Raw genomic sequence first — 21,226 nt, 5'->3', positions numbered from 1 at the left:
AACACTCTTAAGGAGGATTTATTATGTATACATTTTTAGCGGGGATTGCCTTATTGATTGTTGGTTATTTCACGTACGGCAAGTTCGTCGAAAAAGTTTTCGGCGTTAACGAGGGCAGAACGACACCTGCCTACACGCATCAGGATAGTGTCGATTATCTCCCAATGAACACACCTAAAAACTCTTTGATCCAGCTCTTGAATATCGCTGGTGTGGGACCTATCTTTGGTCCGATCATGGGAGCACTTTACGGACCGGTTGCTTTCATCTGGATTGTCATTGGATGCATCTTTGCTGGTGCTGTCCATGACTACCTTACCGGAATGATTTCCATTCGCAACCGGGGCGCTCACCTTCCTGAGCTTGCGGGTAAATTCCTGGGCAAGTTCATGAAGCACGTGGTGAACGCATTTGCTGTCTTACTTTTATTATTAGTCGGTACCGTTTTCGTTTCAGCACCAGCTGATTTACTGTTCAATCTAATGGACGGCTGGGCTGCAATGGGATTGATCTTGGGTGCCATCTTTATTTACTATATCCTGGCTACCCTTCTTCCAATTGATAAGATCATTGGCCGTTTTTATCCAATTTTCGGTGCTCTTCTGCTGATCAGTGCTTTGGGAGTCGGCGGTATGCTTATTTTCACAGGAGCTCCTATTCCTGAATTGTCCCTTTCGAATTTTCACCCTGACAATGCACCAATCTTCCCATTACTATTCTTGACTATCTCTTGCGGAGCGTTATCTGGATTTCATGCCACACAGACTCCAATTATCTCCCGTACAACGCAAAACGAGAAGAATGGACGCAAGATTTTCTATGGCATGATGATTGCAGAAGGTATCATTGCCATGATATGGGCAGCAGCTGCAATGAGCTTGTTCGATGGTTACTCAGGTTTAAATGATATTCTGGCAAATGGAGGACCTGCTGGAATTGTTAGTGAAGCTTCCACTCTTATGCTTGGAGCGGTTGGAGGAACACTTGCTGTCCTGGGAGTAATCATTCTGCCAATCACTTCAGGTGATACAGCATTCAGAAGTGCGCGTATGATCATCGCAGACTACTTCAATTTTTCTCAAAAGAAAGTCTCAAGCCGTCTATGGATCGCTCTTCCATTATTCGCGATTTCCTTTGCTCTGACAAGAATTGATTTCACGCTTCTATGGCGTTACTTCTCTTGGGCAAACCAGTCAACGGCCGTCATCGCCTTGTTCGTTGGTGCAATGTATCTCTATGTGGCCAAGAAGAACTTCTGGATTCCGTTGGTTCCTGGAATCTTCATGCTGATGGCTACTACAACGTACATCTTGAATGCTCCTATCGGATTCGGCATGGCACTCAGCACTTCTTATATCGGAGCTGCAGTCATATCTATCATCCTGACAGCCATCTTCTTCGTATCAGCCAAGAAGGCAAGGGCTAACAACATCCCTCTTGAGGAAGACGTATCCAATTGGAAGCCGGCTGCCTGATGGGCTGCTGCAGTCCCAATTATCGTAAAACAGTGAACGAGGAAGAAGAAAGAATTAATGAGAAAGGGAGCGATACGCTCCCTTTCTCATTGAAAATACTATTGATAGCAGCTGCTGCAGTTTCCCTGATTTTTATTATATTGATTTAACCAAGCAAACCCCGGGAGCTGTTTTTCCCGGGGTTTTGTGTTTGGTTGGGTTTGTTTGGGGTTGATTTTTGGTGCCTGGGATAGGTTATGAGTTTTTGAGCCAGGGTCAAATCCACCTTTTTGAGCCTGGCTCAGATTTATCCTTTTGAGCCTGGCTCAGATCCACCTTTTTGAGCCTGGCTCAGATTCACCTTTTTGAGCCTGGCTCAGATCCACCTTTTTGAGCCTGGCTCAGTTCCACCCTTTTGAGCCTGGCTCAGCACAATTACAACTTGTTATAAAAGCTGCCTTTACTTAAATTTAGTTCCACATAACTCTTGTAAGTTTTTTTAGATCCACCGCAAAGATTCTCAATGATTTTATTACTGTTTATTATTGGCTCTTCATAGTTTGCTATGAAAGTTTTATAACTGCTCCAAGGATATTTCTCTGGATTTTTTACCATTCCCGCTTTCACTGGGTTTAAGTGGATATACCTGCTTGTATCCATCATGTGCTTCCAATCTTTAATGATTTTATCGTCAAAGCGGTTTTGGAACAGATGTCCAATATATTTATATATGTTATTAAAATACCTGGCATAAAGGGAGTGGATGTAATGGATAATTATTGAGGGTGAATGTTTTTCCGTTTCTATTAGGCTCTTTTCGTAAACTTTGTTGCTATTCAATATGAATTCCAAAAAAAAACGTCCTCTTTCACCAGAAAAATCCTGGTTAGTATATAAGAAAAGAGCTTCTCTTCCTGTTCAGAGAGAGAACCTAGTATCCAGGGGAAAAATCCGGCACTTGGGATTTTTCCGAAAAGCAACAATTTATGCGCAAACAGCCTTCTATCAATAAGTGGATATGGTTAGGCATGAGGCAATAAGAGTGGAGTTTAAAAGGAAAACGTTTTTGAGCTTTTTCAAGCAGATGGAGATAATAAATGTAGTCATCTTTCTCATGAAAGATAGTATCTTTTCGGTTCCCGCGTGATGTTATGTGATACATTGCTCCTGGAAACCATATTCTCTTTCTTCTTGGCATTGGATCATCCTCTCAATTTTAATCTATTAACTATTCTATAAAAAGAGCAGCAATCCTGCTTTTGAATTTATTTGGATCGTAACCTGGATCTTATAAAAAGGAGACTGAAATTATGAAAATATTAGTAGTAGGAGCCGGCGCGGTCGGCGGTTATTTCGGCGGACGTCTTGCAGAAAAGGGCGAAGATGTGACGTTCCTTGTACGTGAAAGACGCAAGAGTCAGCTTGAGCAGACTGGGCTGTGTATTCAGAGTGTACATGGGAATACTGATTTGAAACCGAAGACAATTGTATCCGGTGCTGATCCCGTTGCTTATGATGCAATTATTTTATCCGTTAAGGCTTACCATTTAGAAAGTGCAATGGACAGCATTGCACCGTACGTCGGCGGGGAGACAATGATTCTGCCTCTGTTGAACGGGATGTCGCATGTAGATAAGCTGGTTGGCAGGTTCGGTGAGCAGCGTGTTATTGGCGGGCTTTGTTTTGTGGAGTCCACTTTGGATTCTCAGGGGCGTGTTGTTCAATCAAGCCCAATTCATGATGTGGTTTTTGGTGAGCGAACAGGCGGGAAAACGGAACGAATTTTAAAGCTGCAGGAGACATTAAGCGGCACGAAAGCTAACTTCACCCTCTCTGAATCTATTGTTCAGGACATGTGGCATAAGTACTTGTTTATAACGACTCTTTCCGGGGTTACTTCGCTCTTCCGTGCCCCGATTGGTCCGATCCGAGAAAACAAAACTGGTTTGTCTTTTATTAAAAACACTCTGAGTGAAACCTCGGCTATCATGAGGAAACTAGGTGCTCCTATTGCGGATGATGTGGAAGCAAAACAATTGGAAAAACTGAACAGCATGGGCTTTGAGATGAAATCCTCCCTTCAAAGGGACATGGAAAAGAAACTCCCAATTGAAGTGGATCATTTATATGGATTCCTGCTGAACGAGGCTAAGAAGTATGATATCCCTGCTGAGACTTTGCAATTCATTTATGCAAACCTGAAAATATATGAACGCTAAAAGAAAGAGCGGGGCACTGCATATGCTGCCCTGCTCATTTTTGTTTAACATTTTATCCTTCAGGCTCTTTTTGTTTTTTCATTTTTGAAAGTAAACTTTACAGGGAATATCTCGCTACAACCTCTTAATGTTTAGCAGCCTCGCAATATTTTCTGCTGTTTTTTCAACATTTTCAGGTCCTTTCCTAAATGCGTCTTCCAAACTCATTACACCTGTAATAATGCTGAATGCACTGTCTATTCCATGATCATATATCTTTTCAAAATCTTTTCCCAGTTCCCCGGCTATGGCAATGACCGGTTTATTATATTTCTTGGCGCAGCGTGCTACACCGATGGGAGCTTTTCCATGAATGCTCTGTCCGTCGATTTTCCCCTCCCCAGTTATGACGAGATCTGCATCGGACACTGCCTCCTCAAACTGGACCGTGTCCAGCACCAATTCAACGCCAGGTCTGAAATGTGCTTTCAGAAAACCTTTTGCCCCGGCTCCCATTCCCCCAGCCGCACCTGCTCCCGGGAAAGCGGCTGCATCTATTTTTGCTGCCTCACTAAGCTTCTGCCCGAAATGTCTCAAGTTGGCATCGAGCAAACCAGCTATTTCCGGAGTGGCACCTTTTTGCGGTCCATATACATGGGAAGCCCCTTGAGGACCTGTCAGAGGGTTGTCCACATCACATGCCACTACGAACTTTATGCCTTTGAGGGATGATTGCAGGGAACTCATCGATATTGAAGCTATTCTATCAAGTGTCCCCCCGACGGGAATGAATGTTTCTCCATTATCATTGAAAAAATCCACTCCCAGGGCTGCCGCCATTCCTGCTCCGCCATCATTGGTAGCCGATCCACCCAATCCGAGGATAATCTTATCCACTCCTCTGGCAATGGCATCCCTTATCAATTCTCCTGTTCCAAAAGAAGTCGCAGTAAGCGGGTTTCTATCTTTAATGGGGACATGCTGGAGACCGGAAGCAGCCGCCATTTCAATAACGGCCGTCCTGCCATCTCCAAGAATTCCATAATACGCATTTACCGGTTTTCCAGCCGGACCTGTAACCTCCAGATCAACTATCCCGCCTTTCGTTGCTCTGATCAGGGAGTGCACGGTCCCCTCCCCTCCATCCGCAATAGGCATTTTGTGGACAGAAGCTTCCGGAAAGATTTTCTGGAAACCCTTTTCTATAGCATCACAGACTTCCATTGCTGTCATGCTTTCTTTAAATGAATCAGGAGCCGCCACTATTTTCATATATTAGTCTCCGAGCTGCATCGAGAATTTCTTTTCTGCAAAAATTCGTCGAGTACTTCACGATGGCTCTTTACGATATAATCGGGGAACTCATCACTATGAAAATATTTACACTGAATCGATTCTGCCTCGTCCACCTTGAGGTCCCCGCTAACATCAGCAGTATTGTAAGCAGCGGTCACAGAATAGAACTGGTCGCCGTTTGCTGCTACTATAAAATATTTTTTTCCGGAGTACACATTTATCAGTTCGAGATTTCCAACCTCCAGCCCTGTTTCTTCCAAGACTTCACGGCGGGCAGTTTCTTCTGTGGATTCGCCCAGCTCCATTAGTCCTCCCGGCAGCCCCCATGCGCCTTCCGGATGCCTTCTTTGCTGAAGCAATATCCTTCCTTCCTCATCTGAAATAACCACCACTGAACCAGTTAAGATCAACGGTACCTTGCCAACCAAGGCCCTGATTTCTTCTATGTATCCCAATCAATAATCACCCCGTAATAGCCTTCTTTTACTTTCACTATCATTTTACAGGAAACCTGAGATTAATGGTAAATCCTCCATTTATAAGAGAAAGGATAAGGGAAATCTAGCAAAAGTCCAAGCAGCCTTTATCTATTTTCATATATTGAAATTGAAGGAGTGTGATTAATCATGGCTGTTATTGAAGTAAACCCTGGAGATTCCATCCAGGCTGCAATAGACGAGGCCAATGCAAATGATACAATCTTAGTCAATCCTGGAACTTACACCGAACCCATTCAGGTCCAAGGGCCGTCACTTATCAGAATTGATAAGCCGTTGACAGTCCGGTCCAGTGAAGGTCCTGAAGTAACAATTTTAAATGGAGCCAGTGCAGAAGAAAGATATTATGCAGTGGATATCGCATCCAGTGATGTGACCCTGGAAGGTTTCACGATAAAAAACCCCGATTTCATAGGCAGTGCAGATGCCTCAGGAATTGTCACCAGCGTAACAGGAGACTTCCCTTTTTCCAACATTACAGTAAGAGAAAATATCATCACTGAAATTGGAAGTCCCGAGCGGATGAATGTGGACTTTGGCTCCTTTGGCATCAACGCAGGGCCGGTAAATAATTTGAGACTTTCAGGAAACCGCATTTTTGATATTGGGCATATAGATCCTGCAGGTTGGGCCATCGGAATTTTTGTATATGGAAATGATGCTTTAAATCTCGCTGAAAATGTAACCATTGAGGACAACCGGGTATACGATATCCGTACACCTGGACCAGTCAGCGAAGCAATTACTGTAGGCGGTGACACAAAAGATTTCTTTGTTCGCGGAAACAGGGTGGAAGCACCTGATGAACAAGCTGCTAAGTTAAGCGCGGTATCAGAACCTTTTCGACTGTAACAGGACCGGTCGAGATATCAGAGAATACTGTCAGAGGCGCTGCAGAATTTGGAATGAGACTGGCAAGCCCTGCAGCTCAAACAGTTGAAAGGAACAGAATTATTGGGAATTCAGTTGGAATCTCCATCGCAAGTCCCGTTGTAGTCCCTCCCCAAATCAGGTACAACACGTTTATCGCAAATGGGACAGCAATGGTTAATAATTCTGCTGTTGCAGTAGATGCCGAGAACAACTTCTGGGGTTCAGCTGCAGGGCCAACTCCCGGAGTGGACATTGTAGGACCCGTTGATTTTACCCCATTCTTGCAGGTGCCGCCCGGACAACCTTTTGTCACAACAGGGCCAATCGCCAACCGTCCGCCATCGGCACGTCCGACAAGACAGCTGTATGTGGTAATTGAAAATCCTAATGATACTGCGGTGTCAGTCCAAATACAAGGTTATTATCTGACCAATACCCAAAATCTATATGTTTTAGAGCAGATTAACCTTGCTGCAGAAAGTTCCCCGGGTTCAAAAGTCTCAAGAACGTATTTCGCGAATTTCGACGAATTTGAATTCAGGTTCCTGCCATCAGATGACAGGGTCCTCATTTCTGTATGGGGACTGAACGCCAATGGACAGCTGGTTGACCCTCACAGACTTGTAAACAGTGAATTGAGCAGATTTGAAGGAGATATTTAATCTCAACAGGCAAAAAAAACAAGAGCCCGCTCCTGTGAGCGGACTCTTATTTTTATTGACTGAGGGGGTTGTTCAGGTGATTCTGTTTAATCCTAAGGCAAAAGAGGTATTTATACATAATAAGTAATCTATTTGGGTTACCTTCCCTAAAAAGTGCTTGAAATAGATACAAAAATAGATGAATTCGAGGAGGCAAAAAAAATGGAAGCTAAAAGATCTTATTACGTGGATATGAGAAGCGGGGATATCCTGGAGGAGCCTTCCTTTGAAGAAAGTGCCGGCCTGCATATTCTGGCTACACCAGAAGAAAGGGAAGATTTAAAGAGATTCTTCGATGACAACTACGATGATGATGTTTCTACCTTCTTCCGTTCCCACATCCCATTCAAGCAATATCATGATGATCCCCAAGACGCCAATTATGATAAGTCCCTGCAGCAAGTTTATGCAAGGATCTATCAATTGGGCGACACTGAGACAAAACGGCATATCGAGAAAATCGGGGTGCTTGATGAGCACAAACCGCATGTGCGGGATGATATCGAAAATTTGAAATAAGGAAACGCCCGGGGCTGATCAGCCTGGGCGTTTTTGCATTTGTTCATCTTGTACTAGTGCAAACAAAAATGATTGTTCAAATCCTCAATGATTGATATGCTAAACAACAAACAAGTATAGATTCAAGCGGCCGCCGCCCATTATCGGCTGCTGCTTGCTTAGCAAACTGCAAGGATCTCTATAGGTGGAGGATAGTACTTGATTATTCTAATTAAGACTTTATTGGTCAACATAACAATCCTATTTTCATTTACCTTCAATGCAAATATCTTCTTTCCCTTTCAGCCACTGCAGCAGCTGCAGCTGAAACAGAAAATCTCATATGGTTTCATCGGTTCTTTGGGTGCCTTGTTTTGTATGTTCTACCCAATTGAAACCCTAGGGGCCACCCACTTTGATTTACGGATGATCGCCATCATGATTACGACAATCTATGGAGGGCTGCTCTCGGGCAGTATGGTCCTTGTGGTCGTGTGCTTTACACGGTATCTTATCGGAGGACCCTTTGTCGTCATCGGGCTGGCTGTTTCAATTATCGCTTTCATCGTCGCGCTGGCATTTCAAAAAATGCTCTTAAGGTCGCAGCATAAATTGTTGGTCAGCGCCTTGATACTATCTGTTTATTCTGCACTTTATATTATTATTATTCACTTTACTATCACTATGCTGGAGCTTCCTTTTTATATCATTTACTTCAGCACATTCTACTTTACTTTCCTCTCCCTGGTCATGATCATTGAGAGACTGATCAAAACGAATGCACAGATTGAGGAAATGGTCTATCTTGATAAACTGAACATGGTCGGGCAGATGGCTGCTTCCATAGCACACGAAATCAGAAATCCGCTCTCCACTGTCAGAGGGTTCATCCAGCACCTAAGCGAAGATACTAAAGATGAACAATTCAAGAGGTTTTCTCCGCTTATACTTGATGAGCTGGACCGGACTAACAAAATCATCACTGACTATCTGAACATTACCAAGCCGGAAAAATTCCACTTGTCAGCCATCAACCTGACTAGAGCCATCCAGACAAGCGTGGACCTGCTCAGACCTTTTGCCGCCTACTCTAATACTTCTATTTTATTTGAGATGGAAAAAGAATACTTTATCCTTGGCGATGAGCATCATTTAAAGCAGGCCGTAATGAATGTCATCAAAAACGGAATCGAATCTACTGAAAATGAACGGGGCACAGTAACGATAGATATCCGTTCCGGCATGACATCCGATACCATTGATATACTCATTTCCGACGATGGAATTGGCATGACTCAGGAGGAACTTAGCAAAATCGGCCTGCCTTTTTATACAACAAAATCTAAAGGGACCGGTCTTGGCAGTATGGTCACAAACAAAATCATCCGTGAAATGCACGGCAGAATTGAATACGAAAGCCAGTTTGCAAAAGGGACAACAGTCCGGATCTCCCTTCCCTTACATGAGGACGGCGAAAAAGCGAATTCTGAGTGAATTCGCTTTTTTTTTGGCCTCATTTCATAAATTTTGCTGCTACTTTATATGAACCACAGGAAATATTTTTGGTATGCAAGAAGAAAAGAGTATTCGGGGAGAAATTGAGATATTTCCGAAAGAGCATCAATTAATTTGAAATACAAACTTCTAATTAGCAGCCGAAATGGTTGGCTAGTTTACAGCCAAAAAACAATGGTAACATGTTTAAAAACGGTCTGTGGCTGATTCAAAGGAAGGTGAAATGATTTCCACTCCAGGTGCGTGACTCCGCGGGGCGTGCGGTGAGCCTCCTCGGCTTTCGCCTGTGGGGTCTCACCTGTCACGCTAGTCCCGCAAGAGATCACGCACCTTCCGTTCCAATCAAATCATTGCTAGCTTCTTTATAGTTAACCGCATCTCATTTACATTAACATTATTAATAAAAGTGTATAGGAAATGGTCCCACAAATTTTGTAGAACAAAAAGTTTGTCATTTGTTGTTTAGCGTGCATTTTTGTATTACCAATTGAACTGATTCATCGGAAAAAAATACCATAAAGTGAATAAAAGAGAGGTGTCAAAATCGATGTGATTTGGCACGCCTTTTAATGTGTGATTTTTGTTTTGCACTAGAAAACAGATTCCGTTACTAACTTAAAGGCTTTTCTCTATAGAAATATTGGTTTAGAATTCGATTTCACCTTCATTCCCCTTTACGTAAAAGGATTGGAGCGGAAATCCATTACTTCTCAAAGCCACAATTTTTGCGAAAAGAGCGTTATATTAGCTCTATTATCTATCTAGTGTTCACTAAAAATATATCGAAAAATTCTGACGCAAAATAATCTTCCATCTCTTTCATTTTTAAATTCTAATGGCTTTCATTCTGGTACTCAGTTTCCTCAAGGAAAAGGACGAGATCATTGAGATAGCCTAATGCTTTAAGCCCGCTGTTTATTTCCCTTTTCAATTCAGCCGCCCTATTTTCAAGAACAGTGATGGTTTCCTTATAATTCTTTTTTTCTATCTCTTTCAAAATCTCCTGACATCTTTCAAATCCCAGTCCTGATAGACGGAGAAGTTTAATGATAAAAAGAAGATTTACAAGTTTTTGATTGAAGTACCGGTAATTATTGTCCCCTCTGATCGGACTGAATAACTGTTTATCTTCCCATACTCTGAGTGTTGATACCGGTATGTTTATGATAGAAGATACTTCACTGATCGTAATGGGACGTTCTATGCGTTTTATGTAGGATTGATCACTTCCTTGCTGGTTATCGAGGGTTTCACGTATTCGAGAAATCACTTTTTGACTCTCTTTATAGTTTTCTACAAGAACCGCTTGGAATTCAATTGCTGACACTGCTGCCCCCTCATAATCTCCTTTGACCAAACCATTCATCATCTTCGCAACTTCTAACCAAGCAAATCCCATTAACATTTTTCTTGAAGCTTCGAAAAAACGTTTATGTGTCTCAGTGTACAGGCGGTAGTTGTTTTTTCCACGGCTTGCATGTGGAATTAACCCCAGCGATTCATATTTACGCAATAAATCCGGGCTTAGTTTAAACGGCCGTGTAATATCAATTCCTCGATAGAAATTCATTCCCAAAAACCCCTAACATTAATTTTAGACATTGAAGTCTGGTTCCACCCTTTTTAAATATTCTAACTATAAAATCTTGATTTGAATAGGCCAAAAGCAGTGAACCCTTGAACCTTGCGTTAGAGTGCTATCATAAAAATATAAGTTATAAATTGGAATAGTCAGAAAAACATTTTTAGGAGGGATTCCATGATTTATGTGGATAATGCGAAAAAGAATTATGTCGTTCCAGTCAGAGAATCAGGACTTAAGGGGGCGATGTCCAGCTTTTTAAAACGGCAGAAAAAAGAGATTTCAGCAGTAAAAACTATTTCCTTTGAAATTGCTAAAGGAGAAATGACCGGATTTATAGGATCGAACGGAGCTGGCAAAAGTACGACTTTAAAAATGCTGAGCGGCATTCTGCATCCAAGTTCGGGAACGATTTCGGTGTCAGGGTATACCCCTTACAAGAGACAGCCTGATTATTTAAAAAAGATCGCCTTAATAAGAGGCAGCAAACCATTATTTTCTCCAGCAGACCTTACAGCCCTGGATGCTTTGGAAATGCAGCGCATCATTTATGATATGGACTACAGTGAATTCAGGAAGAATTCCAATCAAATTGTGAGTTGGCTGGGAATTGAGCCTTACTATAAGAAGCCTCTTCGAACGCTGTCTCTTGGGGAACGGATGAGATGCGGACTCGCCTGTTCATTAGTTTACAACCCGGAAGTCTTATTCCTTGATGAGCCGACAATTGGATTGGATAGTAATGCACAAAATCGTATCCGTCATTTTTTAAAAGAATACAACCGGGAAACCAATGCCACGATTATGTTGACCTCTCATTACATGGAAGATGTCACACAACTTTGCGGAAAAATCATGGTAATTGATGAGGGAAAATTGTTATTTGATGGGAATATGAACCATCTCATAGAAAGTCTTACCCCTTACAAACTTATCATCTTCACTCCTGAGCAAGTTTCCACTGAGATTGCCTGGGATTTATATGGTGTCTTAGATAATGAAATCGATGGAAAGATCACTTTACGAGTTCCCAGCGAGAGAGTCCCTGCCATTACAGCCAGATTGCTCTCCGACCATTCCATCCTTGACCTTACCGTTGAAAATCCATCCTTCGATAGTACGATTGAACAACTATACAAATCGGAGGTGGTATAAACTCATGAATAGCAGCGGGGTACTGAATTCACTTCGATTGATAAAAGGATACGCAGTTTGGAAAACAATGGATGTTTTCAGCTGGAGGTCCTTCATGTATCTATTGGTCTTTTCGCAACTTATCACTCCTCTGGTATCTTTACTCGTGTGGCAAGCTGTTACTGCCCAAGAACAGACAGTGAATGACTGGAGTTCCGCTGAATTTTTAATCTATTATTTAGCCATTATTATGGTTCGCCAGCTGACGGTGTCTTATGAGCATCACATGCTCGGGATGAATATTTACAGCGGGGAAATCACAAGTCTCTTATTAAAACCGCACCATCTTTTGTATTCCGTAATAGGGGAGAATCTAGCCGTCAAGATAGTCTCCTATACCGTTTCGATTCCATTGATCATTCTGCTTTGGATAAGCTTCTCCCCAACAAGTCTGCCTTCTCTATCAAATATAATGTTGTTTATCTTAACGGTTATCAATGCTTCGATTCTTCGGTTCTTATGGCTGTACCTGCTGACATTAACTGCTTTCTGGACAGAAAAGACTCATTCCCTTGTGAATGCGGGTGAAGTGGTGATTTTCTTAATCGGGGGCGAGGTCGCTCCACTATTCCTGATTAACGGTGTTTTCGGGGAAATTGCTTACTACCTTCCGTTTTACGGGATGTTAGGGTTTCCTGCCGAAACATTAATAGGAATTAAAGGTGTTTCCTTAAGTCATGGTTTATTACTTCAATATGGATGGATGTTCATCCTTTTACTGTTATGTACGTGGGTCTATAAAAACGGAATTAAAAGATATTCTGCGCTCGGAGGGTAATCATGAAAAAAATCGCATTAATACTATTGTTTTTCAAGACATCTTTAATGACTCAGCTCCCTTATCGAATCAATTTTGTCACGCAAGCTGTTTCCACCCTTTTTTACTTTGGAAGCGGCCTCCTTGGACTTAGTATTGTGTTTAACCATACCGACTCTCTCGCCGGCTGGACCTTTTCTGAAATCGTAACGTTGTTAGGCGTTTATCAGCTTGTCGCCGGAATCCTAGGATTCTTTGTCATGGAAAACGTCCAGATACTACCGGATAAAATTGTAGACGGGAACCTGGATGAAACCATTCTCATGCCGGAAAACACACAATTTTTATCAAGTTTTGGGAGCTGTAACGTTTGGGCGGTAAATGATATTTTGCTGGGTTTAACCATCATCTGCGGATCTATCTTATTCAACTTTATTCAATTTACAGCCATTCAAATCGTCCAGTTTTTTACCCTGATGGGGTGTTCATTGGTACTCAGTTACTCTTTCCGCATGTGGATTGGCACGCTGGGCTTTTGGCTGGGGAGAACTGGAGGAGGATTTGTTCTTTTCACGAGCATTTGGACGATGGGAAAATATCCTGTTGATATGTATCCTCCCTTCATCAAATGGATCCTTTATACATTAGTGCCAGTAGGTGTAGTCGCATCCGTTCCCACTTATGTTTTATACAATGGATTATCGATCATGCCGTTCACCGGGCTTATCATTCTGACTCTGGGTATTTTACTATTCACAAATTTTCTATGGAAGATGGGCATCAGGAGATATTCAAGTGCCACCTCTTGAACTACCCACCACTTACCGCCCTTACAGGTCGCTTGAAGCGGGGGATTCCTAAGAACACAAACCTATTGGTTCATTTTTGGTTAGGCTATCCCCGCAGTCCCTGCGGTTAATCGCAAAGCTTCATTGCGAAGATTTATACTTGCGTTAAAATCCCTTTGATGGTTGCTTTTACAGTTTGGACACGTCCATTCACGCAACGCAAGATCTTTAACGGCTTTATACTTATGATTACATACAGAACATAGCTGGCTGGAAGGGAAATTTTTCGCTGCGGCTATCGCCTGTTTGCCGTACCATAATGATTTGTATTCCAACATAGACCTGAATTGGGCCCAGCTTACTTCGCTGATTCCTTTTGAAAGGTCTTGGTTTTTTAACATTTTTTTGACGGACAAATCTTCAATGCCGATAATGTCGTGGTTTTTGACTATTTCGGTAGAGATTTTATCCAGCATATCTTTTCTTGCATTAGCGATTTTTTCGTGCAGCCGGGCAACTTTCTTTTTTGTTTAGTCCAATTCGAAGAACCCAATTGCCTCCTTGAAAGAATGCGTTGGGCATTAATTATTTTCTTTTCTAGTGTACGGAAAAAGCGGGGGTTTTTATAAGTTGTGCCATCTGAAAGAGTTGCGAAATCCTTCAAACCTACGTCGATTCCGACAGAGGTGCCGGTTTTCTTATAGGGTTGAACTTCTGATTCAGCCAATATCGAAACGAAGAACTTACCTGAAGGGTTTCGTCTAATGGTGGCGTTCATTATTCGCCCGTCGACCTCACGACTTTTGGCAATGCGAACCAGGCCGAGTTTTGGCAATTTGATGTGTTTATCTTTCACTTGTATATTCCCGTTCACAAACTTTGTGGTATAGGATTGAACGGGGGTCTTCTTCGATTTGAAGCGAGGTAAACGATTTTGTTTTTTGTAATACCGTGTGTAGGAATCATGAACGATTTCAACTGATTTCTGAAGGGCAATACTATCGACTTCTTTCAAGAATGAATAGGTCTTCTTGAGCTCTCGAACAGCTTTGATGGATTGGTTCTTGTTGAAAAATTCACCTTTCCAATTGTTCTGTGAAAGCTGCCCATTCTGTACCATTTCATTTACGATAGACCAATAAGCGTCTTTCTTCTTTTGTTTCCCAACAAAATAGTTGTAGATGAACCGGGAACAACCGAACGTTTTATTGATTAATTCAATCTGTTCGTGATTTGGATAGATCCTGAATTTAAAGGTTTTTTAACATTCAAATGGTTTCACCTCCTTGTAGTAATTATACCAAGAAAGATGGTACCTTGGGAACATATGTTTCTTCCAAAGTTTTTTTAATAGAGACCATAGGCAGGCGATTCATCTCCCCCTTACCGTTGGGCTATACCCTTCACACGCTTGAAGAGGGAGTTTTCTCACCATTTTTTAGATAAAAACGCATTAAAAGAACCGGCAGACTCCTTCTGCCGGTTCTTTTGTATTACATATTCTTCAATGTGTCTGTCAGTACAGGAACAATTTGTTTCTTACGTGAAACGACGCCCTTTAGTACCGCAGTGTTGTTGTTCAGCTGAACATTATAAGCTTTTTCCACCGCTTCGGTTTTTTCTCCTAATGCCAGCGCAACTGAATCGCTGTTAAGGATATCCGTTGTCACAAACAGGAAAAGATCCAAGCCTTTATCAGAGATCGTTTTGGAAATAGCTTCCTCCAGCTCGCCCTGGCGTTGAAGGACTTCATCTGTGTCAACCGCATTTACTTGTGCCACTTCAACTTTATAGCTTCCCATTTGAAACTCTTTCGCATCAAGGGAAATCAGGTCTGCCGACGTCTTATCACCTAAGCTCGCTCCTGCTTTAAGCATTTCAAGCCCGTACTCATCAGCATCCACGCCTGCAATTTCAGCAAGCTCCCGTGCTGCTTCCACATCTTCGTCTGTGCAAGTTGGAGATTTGAACAAAAGGGAATCAGAAATAATGGCAGACAGCATCAAACCTGCCATTTCTTTGCTGATGCTCAAGCCTTTTTCTTTATAAATTTTATTCAAAATCGTCGCCGTACAGCCAACTGGCTCCGCACGGTAGTATAATGGATCGCTTGTTTCGAAGTTTGCGATTCTGTGGTGATCGATTACTTCAAGGACCCTTACCTCATCAATGTCATCAGCGCTTTGCTGGCGCTCATTATGGTCAACAAGGATAACTTCCTTTGCTTCTGCTGCCACTTTCTCAACAAGACGGGGAGCTTCGACTTTGAAATGGTCAAGAGCATATTGCGTTTCGCCGTTGATTTCTCCAAGGCGGACCGGTTCAGCTTTCATACCCAATTGTGTTTTCAAGTCTGCGTATACCAAAGCAGAACAGATTGTATCTGTATCAGGATTCTTATGTCCAAAAATCAATACTTTTTCCATCATGACTCTCCTTTTAACTTTGTTATGCGGTGGAATAAATTTACCAATAAAACTATACCATACGTCAGTATTTTATCATATTTGAGATGGCGTGTCCCTAGGTGCCTTCAATCCTCATCTTTAATATCAGGGTCCTCAGGAATCGGTTCATTCTGCCACTGTTCAAAAAGCTTTTTATAGGTTTCCAGCTGTTCATGATAATTTTGAAAATTGTCTTTGTTGACAAGATACTGCTCACCATCATGAACGGCTCTGATTTTTTTCTGCTCTATTAACGCTTCGATGTATACCTCTGGAAGCGACAGATAGTCTGCCAATTCTTTCACTGTTAAATACATGATTTCACCTCTATGGCCAAAATTCACTGAAACCTCATCACAGTTCCGGCACTTCTTTTATCAATTTTAACACAATGGAAAGACAAAATATTTGAGCCAGGCTTATTTCCTGCGATTTGAGCCTGGCTCATATGCATTCAACAGGCTTTCAAACCACCAAAACCGCAAAAGCCTGCTCTTATTAAAGAACAGGCAATGTAATGATGAACAATGTTCCTTTTTCAACCCTTGGATCTGCTTCTATTGTTCCTCCATGATTTTCAATGATTCTTTGGACAATCGTCAACCCGAGGCCTGTGCCATTGACCTTTGTACTATAGAAGGGCTGGAAGAGAGAATTATAATCCTGTTTTGGTATTCCCGGTCCATCATCTTTAAAGTAAATGACGTAGTGATTATCTTTTACTTGGGAAGTGATACTGATGGTCCCCTCGCCCTCCATTGCCTCCACGCTATTTCGTATCAAGTTGTGGAACACCTGTTTAACCTGGTGAACATCTGCCGCAATCGAAACTTTTTCCATATGGATATCATACGAAACCCTTGCTTCTGTCTGCTTCCTGATCAGAGGGAGAATTTCACCGAGAATATCTTCGAGAAACACTTTTTGCCTAATGGGTGCTCCCGGTTTTGAAAGCATCAGCATTTCTTCAATGATAAAGTTGATTCTTTCAATTTCCTTCATTAATAAAGGAATACGAAACTGTTCTCTTTTATCGCTGGAAATGGAACTTCCCATCAGAGATATAAATCCGTGTATGACTGTTAAAGGATTACGAATTTCATGAGCTGCACCCGCAGCAATCTCCCCAATTGCAGCAAGCTTTTCTGATTGATGGATTCGCTTTTCCAGTTTTTCTGTATCAGTAATATCCACGAAGTAAAAGATCCGCCCGGCCTCAATCTCTTCTTTATTCAAGAAAGCTGTCTGTGATACTAATAGTGTGTAGTCGGCATTATTCTTTGTGTATATGACTTTCTTATTCCTGCACTCTTGTTCCGAAAGGAAGATAGACCAAAATGCTCTATTTTCAATTCCCCTGCTTTGCGAACTGAGCTCGTCCTCATCAATCAGCAGCAACTTCCGGGCCCAATCATTAAGAGTGCTGTTCTTCCTTTCATCTACCGTGATGATTCCGACAGGCAGAGTATTCATAATTTGCTCCCGATAGGATTTATCCTTGATGATTTTTTGAAAGGAAGATTTCAATTGTACTGACATTTCATTTATGGAAGAGGTCAAATCCTCAAGCTCCAGCTGGCTGTTATCTTTTAAAAGAAGGCCATACTTTCCTTGCTTGATCTGCCTCACCCCGTCCGTCAATTTCTCTAACGGATTCGTCAGGCTTGCACTGATTCTATAGGATGCCATGAAAGATATAGTTACGGCCGCTGAAGTAAGAATGATGAGCAGCCATAAGGATTTTTTGATTATGTCAGGAATTTTTTCTGATTGTTCATTCAACGAGGCCAGGATAATCGTCTGCTCATTGCTGATTTCTGCACGCAGCCCTCTGATAAGCGGAAGATGTTCATGCCGTATAAAATCTTCCGCCCCTCTTTCATTATTGTAGAGGATGAGACCCTTGAACTTGTTTTCCACATTAAAATCGAGCAGGCTGATCTCATTCCTGAGTTCTGTTAATTCTTCAGGAATATCTCCATATTGAGAAATCAGCTCCTGATCGCTCTTTTCCTGAACTTGGTCATAAGATTCCAGGAAGCCGCAGCATAAACTGTCCAGCAAATAACCTTCCGCCAAGTGCTCTTTTACAGCCAGTTCCTTTTCCCAATGGGTAAGCCAGAGCACTTCCGGAAGACTCTCCGATCTGATGGCCGTACCGATTTCATTCACCTGATCGATCGATTCCACAAGCACAAGTGAATAGCCGCTTAGCAGCAGGGTGATGAAAAGGAGAATGGAAGTAATCTTGTTCCGGAATGATATTTTTCCAAGCATCTTATTCATCGATTTCCCTCCCGCATGAACTTTTTCACTTCAATTTCTGAAATGTAAATTCTCCATCTTTGTATCTTTTCATTTCTGTCTCTATAGATTCTTTTTCACGGTTTGTAAACATGGGGCCAAATGGAGCCAGCTTGTAGACGCCGTCACTCTCATCAAGCATTACAGTTCCAGAGGCGATCCCTTCTTTACTGAGAAAGTCATCGATGATAGCAGTATAAGCTTGAGGAATATCATTCAGCACAGATGTGAGCACTGTTTTCCTGCCCATATAAGACTGGTCGTCCAGGTATCCAATCACATAGATGCCCTTCTCTTTAGCGTACTGAATTACATCGCGATTATAGGAGTTGCCTTTTGCATAAATGACATCCACCCCGTTTTCGGCCATCATGCCAGCTTGCTTTACTGCCTTTTCTCCATCATCCCGGCTGCCGACTGTCTCATAAAAAAATTCAGCCTCCGGCATATAGTGCTTCAACCCCATTTCAAAACTTTGGTTTCTCTTTCTAGCTTCATAAGGATCCAATAGTCCAATCTTCCCTGATTTGGTGATCATTGAAGCAGACAAAGCAGCGAAATATTCAACTTCACCCTGATCAAAAGTATAAACCGTCTGGTTCGGCACCTTAGCTTCTCCGTGCAGCGTAACAAAACGGACACCGGGAAATTTTGGCGCCATAACGGCAAATACCCCCGAAAATTCACGGCCATGACCGATGATGAGCTTTGCACCGCTCTCCGCGGCTTCCTGAATCGCTGCCTTCGTTTCAATTTCTTCCGTCAGTTCGCTGATTAAATTTACCTTTACAGGGAACTGTTCTTCCACCTTCAATTTCCCTTTATAGGCAAGACTTCCCCAACTTTGATCCGTGACCACATCAGAAGTGAGGATTGTCACCGGCTTGGCATGTTCGGAATGTTCTATGGTACTTTTCAAAATCGCTTTCGCTTTAAGACCGACAATAAGTATAAAAATCAAAAAGACGGTTCCGGCAATGATTGAAATCATCTTCAATTGCTTGGCTTGATGCATTTTCCAGAACTCCCTTATTTAGTTATCTCTTTTTTCATAGCGATTTCCTATTCATAGAGCTACATATTTTTGCAAAATTCGACATGAATCAACAATGCTGCAACTGTTAATTCAGCTCCCTATTATTAGGTAACTCAACGTTAAAACAAAAAAGACTGAGACCTGCTGGCACGGCCTCAATCGTGTATTTCAAAATATAAATGATAATGAAGAGAACAGCCCGAATTGAAAACAGCGCTGCATTCCGGACAGCTTGATCCACAGTTCATATACTCATCGATGGTGAGTTCATGCCCGCACGACCCGCAAAGGATGGCTTTCTCGCCTCTCTGCTCCACTCCCCAAACTTCCGCTGGATGACCTGCTGTTTCTTTGTGACATAAGTGGCACGGATAATAAGTATTACAGCATTTAAATTTTATGGCAATGATGTCTTTATCGGTATGATAGTGTCTGCATCTGGTTTCAGTATCCACGTCGGTCCCTTTTACCCTGTGTCCTTTGATCAAGATTGAACTATTTTGCACTTGTTCTCAGTTCCGGGTTCTTATCCAGCTCTTTTTGAAGCTGGCCAAATAGAATCAATCGGTACATGCGAAAGTCCGCTCTCAGTGACCAGACAGGATGTCCAAAAGTGGCCGGCTTGTTTCCTTCTATGAAAAAGTGGCTGACCCACGCAAAAGCGTACGCGGTTACCGGCGCCAGCAGAAGAAGCCAGAAATTCATGGTGAAAACAGTTAAAAGGATAAAGACGAACACAAAGCTAGTACCGACAAAATGCCATGCCCGGGTTGACGGTTTGCTGTGCTGTGAAAGGTAAAACGGCCAAAACTCTTCATAACTTTTAAAGTCCAATATAAACTCCCCCCTTAAATGTAAGCGATTACTTTATCAATTCGACAAAAACACATCTATACCTTTTTCTTAAACTTTTCTGCTCTTTAATATCAGTGTTCATAAAGTTCCCTTCATTACCGTGAACCACCCCTGGCAAGAATGAAAAGAGAGTAGTTTATATCCCGGGGGAAAATTAGGAATTTGGAAAGTTTACAAAAGCGGAAATTATAACGAAACAGTTTACCCATTATACCAAATATCAAACTCAGGAATATCTATCTCGCTATATTCGAATCCTAGACAGAAAGGAGATGAATCTATGCCAAACGAAAATCAGAATCAACATTCACAAACAACTCCCCACTTTGACGGCCAAAATGAAACTGTCATCAATGACAGCAGCGGTACCCAAATGGGTGTAACCATTGATACAAAACAAGATTTTGCACGTCCGGAAAATTCTTTGCCTGTCCACCTCAATGAAGACAAGGAAATGAAAAAGCTGGATTCCTTGATAAAAGGTGAATAACAACATAATGTTTGAGCTGTCCTTCCTCACCGAATGAAAGGATGTGTTACTCCATGACTGACTGGAATGAGCAGGCTGCTCCCAATAATAATCTGGGCTCAACTGCTGCCAAAAAAGCGTTATCCGCAAACCCAAAGACAAATTCACTTAAAGAACAGAAAAACCAGAAGAAGAATGATCTGCATTAGAATGAAGTTGGGAATTTTAATATCTGGGTACATGTCTCTTCTCAACAGAGGCCAATTGTGTACCCAGGCTCTATTTCTGGGAAGATATTCGGCTTCAAAAGAGATCACTGGTGTATCCACTCTACCCTTCTGGATACATATCTCAACTAAAAACGAGCACTAATGTATCCACTCTCCCCTTCTGGATACATATCTCACCTACAAACGTTCACTCATGTATCCACTCACCCCTTCTAGATACATATCCCTCCTCAAAAGAGTTCACTCATGTATCCACTCTCTTCTTCTGGATACATATCTCGACTCAAAAGAGATCACTCATGTATCCACTCTCTTCTTCTGGATACATATCTTACCTAAAAAGCGACCACTCGTGTATCCACCCTCCCCTTCTGGATACATATCTCTCCTCAAAAAGAGATCACTCATACACCCACCCTTCCCTTCTGGATACATATCTCACCAAAAACGTTCACTCATGTATCCACTCACCCCTTCTGTATACATATCTCTCCTGAAAACGATCACTCATGTATCCACTCACCCTTCTGGA

23 protein-coding genes and 1 pseudogene are annotated in these 21,226 nt (G+C 42.1%); 12 read left to right on the top strand and 12 right to left on the bottom strand.

The genetic code is table 11. The annotated features are described in order from the left end of the window. Positions 1 to 23 precede the first annotated feature (23 nt). Positions 24 to 1,475, top strand: coding sequence for a carbon starvation CstA family protein (locus tag B9Z54_RS20730; protein ID WP_113930276.1), 1,452 nt, complete (start codon positions 24 to 26; stop codon positions 1,473 to 1,475). Beyond that, on the top strand, positions 1,457 to 1,624 hold the full coding sequence (locus B9Z54_RS25040; RefSeq protein WP_162785311.1) for a hypothetical protein: 168 nt from the start codon (positions 1,457 to 1,459) through the stop codon (positions 1,622 to 1,624). Before B9Z54_RS20730 ends, B9Z54_RS25040 begins: the two co-directional genes overlap by 19 nt. A 265-nt stretch (positions 1,625 to 1,889) precedes the next feature. Here B9Z54_RS25040 and B9Z54_RS20725 read toward each other — a convergent pair whose 3' ends face one another. Next, positions 1,890 to 2,306: a hypothetical protein gene (locus tag B9Z54_RS20725; protein ID WP_113930275.1), complete on the bottom strand. Its 417-nt coding sequence runs from the start codon at positions 2,304 to 2,306 to the stop codon at positions 1,890 to 1,892. A 79-nt stretch (positions 2,307 to 2,385) separates the two neighbouring features. Further along, positions 2,386 to 2,616, bottom strand: coding sequence for a transposase (locus B9Z54_RS20720; RefSeq protein ID WP_240190044.1), 231 nt, complete (start codon positions 2,614 to 2,616; stop codon positions 2,386 to 2,388). Between the two features lie 148 nt (positions 2,617 to 2,764). On the opposite strand from B9Z54_RS20720, the gene B9Z54_RS20715 reads away from it, so the two are divergent. After that, positions 2,765 to 3,673 (top strand): ketopantoate reductase family protein, encoded by a 909-nt coding sequence (locus B9Z54_RS20715; RefSeq protein WP_113930273.1) that lies wholly within the window; start codon positions 2,765 to 2,767, stop codon positions 3,671 to 3,673. A 114-nt stretch (positions 3,674 to 3,787) separates the two neighbouring features. Here the strand turns inward: B9Z54_RS20715 and B9Z54_RS20710 are convergent, their stop codons facing one another. After that, complete coding sequence (locus tag B9Z54_RS20710) at positions 3,788 to 4,924, bottom strand: glycerate kinase family protein (protein ID WP_113930272.1); 1,137 nt, start codon at positions 4,922 to 4,924, stop codon at positions 3,788 to 3,790. Further along, positions 4,921 to 5,403 carry an NUDIX hydrolase gene (locus tag B9Z54_RS20705; RefSeq protein ID WP_113930271.1) on the bottom strand — a complete coding sequence of 161 codons (483 nt, stop codon included), beginning with the start codon at positions 5,401 to 5,403 and terminating at the stop codon, positions 4,921 to 4,923. The genes B9Z54_RS20710 and B9Z54_RS20705 overlap by 4 nt, the downstream gene beginning before the upstream one ends. 171 nt (positions 5,404 to 5,574) lie before the next feature. Here B9Z54_RS20705 and B9Z54_RS20700 point away from each other — a divergent pair, with 171 nt between their 5' ends. From B9Z54_RS20700 to B9Z54_RS20685, 4 genes are all read left to right on the top strand, one after another. Next, positions 5,575 to 6,297 (top strand): right-handed parallel beta-helix repeat-containing protein, encoded by a 723-nt coding sequence (locus B9Z54_RS20700; RefSeq protein ID WP_113930270.1) that lies wholly within the window; start codon positions 5,575 to 5,577, stop codon positions 6,295 to 6,297. 53 nt (positions 6,298 to 6,350) lie between these two features. Beyond that, complete coding sequence (locus B9Z54_RS25910; RefSeq protein ID WP_240190036.1) at positions 6,351 to 6,980, top strand: hypothetical protein; 630 nt, start codon at positions 6,351 to 6,353, stop codon at positions 6,978 to 6,980. Between the two features lie 201 nt (positions 6,981 to 7,181). Further along, on the top strand, positions 7,182 to 7,538 hold the full coding sequence (locus B9Z54_RS20690) for a hydrolase (RefSeq protein ID WP_113930269.1): 357 nt from the start codon (positions 7,182 to 7,184) through the stop codon (positions 7,536 to 7,538). Between the two features lie 198 nt (positions 7,539 to 7,736). Continuing rightward, complete coding sequence (locus B9Z54_RS20685; RefSeq protein ID WP_113930268.1) at positions 7,737 to 9,011, top strand: ATP-binding protein; 1,275 nt, start codon at positions 7,737 to 7,739, stop codon at positions 9,009 to 9,011. 853 nt (positions 9,012 to 9,864) lie between these two features. On the opposite strand, the gene B9Z54_RS20680 is transcribed toward B9Z54_RS20685, so the two are convergent. After that, the gene (locus B9Z54_RS20680) at positions 9,865 to 10,602 is read right to left on the bottom strand and encodes a MerR family transcriptional regulator (protein WP_113930267.1); all 738 of its coding nucleotides are present in this window, start codon (positions 10,600 to 10,602) and stop codon (positions 9,865 to 9,867) included. A gap of 189 nt (positions 10,603 to 10,791) precedes the next feature. Here B9Z54_RS20680 and B9Z54_RS20675 point away from each other — a divergent pair, with 189 nt between their 5' ends. From B9Z54_RS20675 to B9Z54_RS20665, 3 genes are read left to right on the top strand one after another with little or no spacing between them, the layout of a single operon-like run. Beyond that, positions 10,792 to 11,769, top strand: a complete 978-nt coding sequence (locus tag B9Z54_RS20675) for an ABC transporter ATP-binding protein (protein WP_113930266.1) — start codon at positions 10,792 to 10,794, stop codon at positions 11,767 to 11,769. 4 nt (positions 11,770 to 11,773) lie between these two features. After that, positions 11,774 to 12,586 (top strand): ABC transporter permease, encoded by an 813-nt coding sequence (locus tag B9Z54_RS20670; RefSeq protein WP_162785312.1) that lies wholly within the window; start codon positions 11,774 to 11,776, stop codon positions 12,584 to 12,586. A gap of 2 nt (positions 12,587 to 12,588) precedes the next feature. Further along, the gene (locus tag B9Z54_RS20665; RefSeq protein WP_113930264.1) at positions 12,589 to 13,374 is read left to right on the top strand and encodes an ABC transporter permease; all 786 of its coding nucleotides are present in this window, start codon (positions 12,589 to 12,591) and stop codon (positions 13,372 to 13,374) included. Positions 13,375 to 13,454: 80 nt separating this feature from the next. Here B9Z54_RS20665 and tnpB read toward each other — a convergent pair. The 7 genes and pseudogenes from tnpB to B9Z54_RS20630 form a co-directional block, all read right to left on the bottom strand. Then, a pseudogene (gene tnpB / locus B9Z54_RS20660) lies at positions 13,455 to 14,596 on the bottom strand (IS200/IS605 family element RNA-guided endonuclease TnpB). A gap of 250 nt (positions 14,597 to 14,846) precedes the next feature. Continuing rightward, positions 14,847 to 15,779, bottom strand: coding sequence for a manganese-dependent inorganic pyrophosphatase (locus tag B9Z54_RS20655; protein ID WP_113930263.1), 933 nt, complete (start codon positions 15,777 to 15,779; stop codon positions 14,847 to 14,849). Positions 15,780 to 15,886: 107 nt separating this feature from the next. Then, on the bottom strand, positions 15,887 to 16,117 hold the full coding sequence (locus B9Z54_RS20650; RefSeq protein ID WP_113930262.1) for an excisionase family DNA-binding protein: 231 nt from the start codon (positions 16,115 to 16,117) through the stop codon (positions 15,887 to 15,889). Between the two features lie 181 nt (positions 16,118 to 16,298). After that, positions 16,299 to 18,086, bottom strand: coding sequence for a sensor histidine kinase (locus B9Z54_RS20645; protein ID WP_113930261.1), 1,788 nt, complete (start codon positions 18,084 to 18,086; stop codon positions 16,299 to 16,301). A 25-nt stretch (positions 18,087 to 18,111) separates the two neighbouring features. After that, the gene (locus B9Z54_RS20640; RefSeq protein ID WP_113930260.1) at positions 18,112 to 19,119 is read right to left on the bottom strand and encodes a BMP family ABC transporter substrate-binding protein; all 1,008 of its coding nucleotides are present in this window, start codon (positions 19,117 to 19,119) and stop codon (positions 18,112 to 18,114) included. Between the two features lie 176 nt (positions 19,120 to 19,295). After that, entirely contained in the window at positions 19,296 to 19,646 is a 351-nt protein-coding gene (locus B9Z54_RS20635) for a CHY zinc finger protein (RefSeq protein ID WP_240190035.1), read from the bottom strand. Then, positions 19,636 to 19,974: an Mpo1-like protein gene (locus tag B9Z54_RS20630; RefSeq protein ID WP_113930259.1), complete on the bottom strand. Its 339-nt coding sequence runs from the start codon at positions 19,972 to 19,974 to the stop codon at positions 19,636 to 19,638. The genes B9Z54_RS20635 and B9Z54_RS20630 overlap by 11 nt, the downstream gene beginning before the upstream one ends. 301 nt (positions 19,975 to 20,275) lie before the next feature. Here B9Z54_RS20630 and B9Z54_RS20625 point away from each other — a divergent pair, with 301 nt between their 5' ends. Both B9Z54_RS20625 and B9Z54_RS26280 read left to right on the top strand, forming a co-directional pair. Continuing rightward, on the top strand, positions 20,276 to 20,485 hold the full coding sequence (locus B9Z54_RS20625) for a hypothetical protein (protein WP_113930258.1): 210 nt from the start codon (positions 20,276 to 20,278) through the stop codon (positions 20,483 to 20,485). 53 nt (positions 20,486 to 20,538) lie between these two features. After that, a complete protein-coding gene (locus B9Z54_RS26280; protein WP_275887834.1) occupies positions 20,539 to 20,673 on the top strand; it encodes a hypothetical protein in 135 nt (44 codons plus the stop codon). Positions 20,674 to 21,226 lie beyond the last annotated feature (553 nt).

The organism is Bacillus sp. P14.5 (assembly GCF_003316765.1).
Taxonomy (GTDB): Bacteria; Bacillota; Bacilli; order Bacillales; family Bacillaceae_B; genus Rossellomorea.
Note: the sequence above shows the minus strand (reverse complement) of the source record. Positions and strands in the feature narration are given on the sequence as shown.

Bases quoted from the DNA above. Each gene is read 5' to 3' on its own strand.
- B9Z54_RS20670 (WP_162785312.1), top strand. From the start codon at position 11,774: ATGAATAGCAGCGGGGTACTGAATTCACTTCGATTGATAAAAGGATAC.
- B9Z54_RS20665 (WP_113930264.1), top strand. From the start codon at position 12,589: ATGAAAAAAATCGCATTAATACTATTGTTTTTCAAGACATCTTTAATG.
- B9Z54_RS20710 (WP_113930272.1), bottom strand. From the start codon at position 4,924: ATGAAAATAGTGGCGGCTCCTGATTCATTTAAAGAAAGCATGACAGCA.
- B9Z54_RS20690 (WP_113930269.1), top strand. From the start codon at position 7,182: ATGGAAGCTAAAAGATCTTATTACGTGGATATGAGAAGCGGGGATATC.
- B9Z54_RS20625 (WP_113930258.1), top strand. From the start codon at position 20,276: ATGCCAAACGAAAATCAGAATCAACATTCACAAACAACTCCCCACTTT.
- B9Z54_RS20680 (WP_113930267.1), bottom strand. From the start codon at position 10,602: ATGAATTTCTATCGAGGAATTGATATTACACGGCCGTTTAAACTAAGC.
- B9Z54_RS20645 (WP_113930261.1), bottom strand. From the start codon at position 18,086: ATGAATAAGATGCTTGGAAAAATATCATTCCGGAACAAGATTACTTCC.
- B9Z54_RS20700 (WP_113930270.1), top strand. From the start codon at position 5,575: ATGGCTGTTATTGAAGTAAACCCTGGAGATTCCATCCAGGCTGCAATA.
- B9Z54_RS26280 (WP_275887834.1), top strand. From the start codon at position 20,539: ATGACTGACTGGAATGAGCAGGCTGCTCCCAATAATAATCTGGGCTCA.
- B9Z54_RS20655 (WP_113930263.1), bottom strand. From the start codon at position 15,779: ATGGAAAAAGTATTGATTTTTGGACATAAGAATCCTGATACAGATACA.
- B9Z54_RS20720 (WP_240190044.1), bottom strand. From the start codon at position 2,616: ATGTATCACATAACATCACGCGGGAACCGAAAAGATACTATCTTTCAT.
- B9Z54_RS20730 (WP_113930276.1), top strand. From the start codon at position 24: ATGTATACATTTTTAGCGGGGATTGCCTTATTGATTGTTGGTTATTTC.
- B9Z54_RS20640 (WP_113930260.1), bottom strand. From the start codon at position 19,119: ATGCATCAAGCCAAGCAATTGAAGATGATTTCAATCATTGCCGGAACC.
- B9Z54_RS20715 (WP_113930273.1), top strand. From the start codon at position 2,765: ATGAAAATATTAGTAGTAGGAGCCGGCGCGGTCGGCGGTTATTTCGGC.
- B9Z54_RS25910 (WP_240190036.1), top strand. From the start codon at position 6,351: ATGAGACTGGCAAGCCCTGCAGCTCAAACAGTTGAAAGGAACAGAATT.
- B9Z54_RS20675 (WP_113930266.1), top strand. From the start codon at position 10,792: ATGATTTATGTGGATAATGCGAAAAAGAATTATGTCGTTCCAGTCAGA.
- B9Z54_RS20650 (WP_113930262.1), bottom strand. From the start codon at position 16,117: ATGTATTTAACAGTGAAAGAATTGGCAGACTATCTGTCGCTTCCAGAG.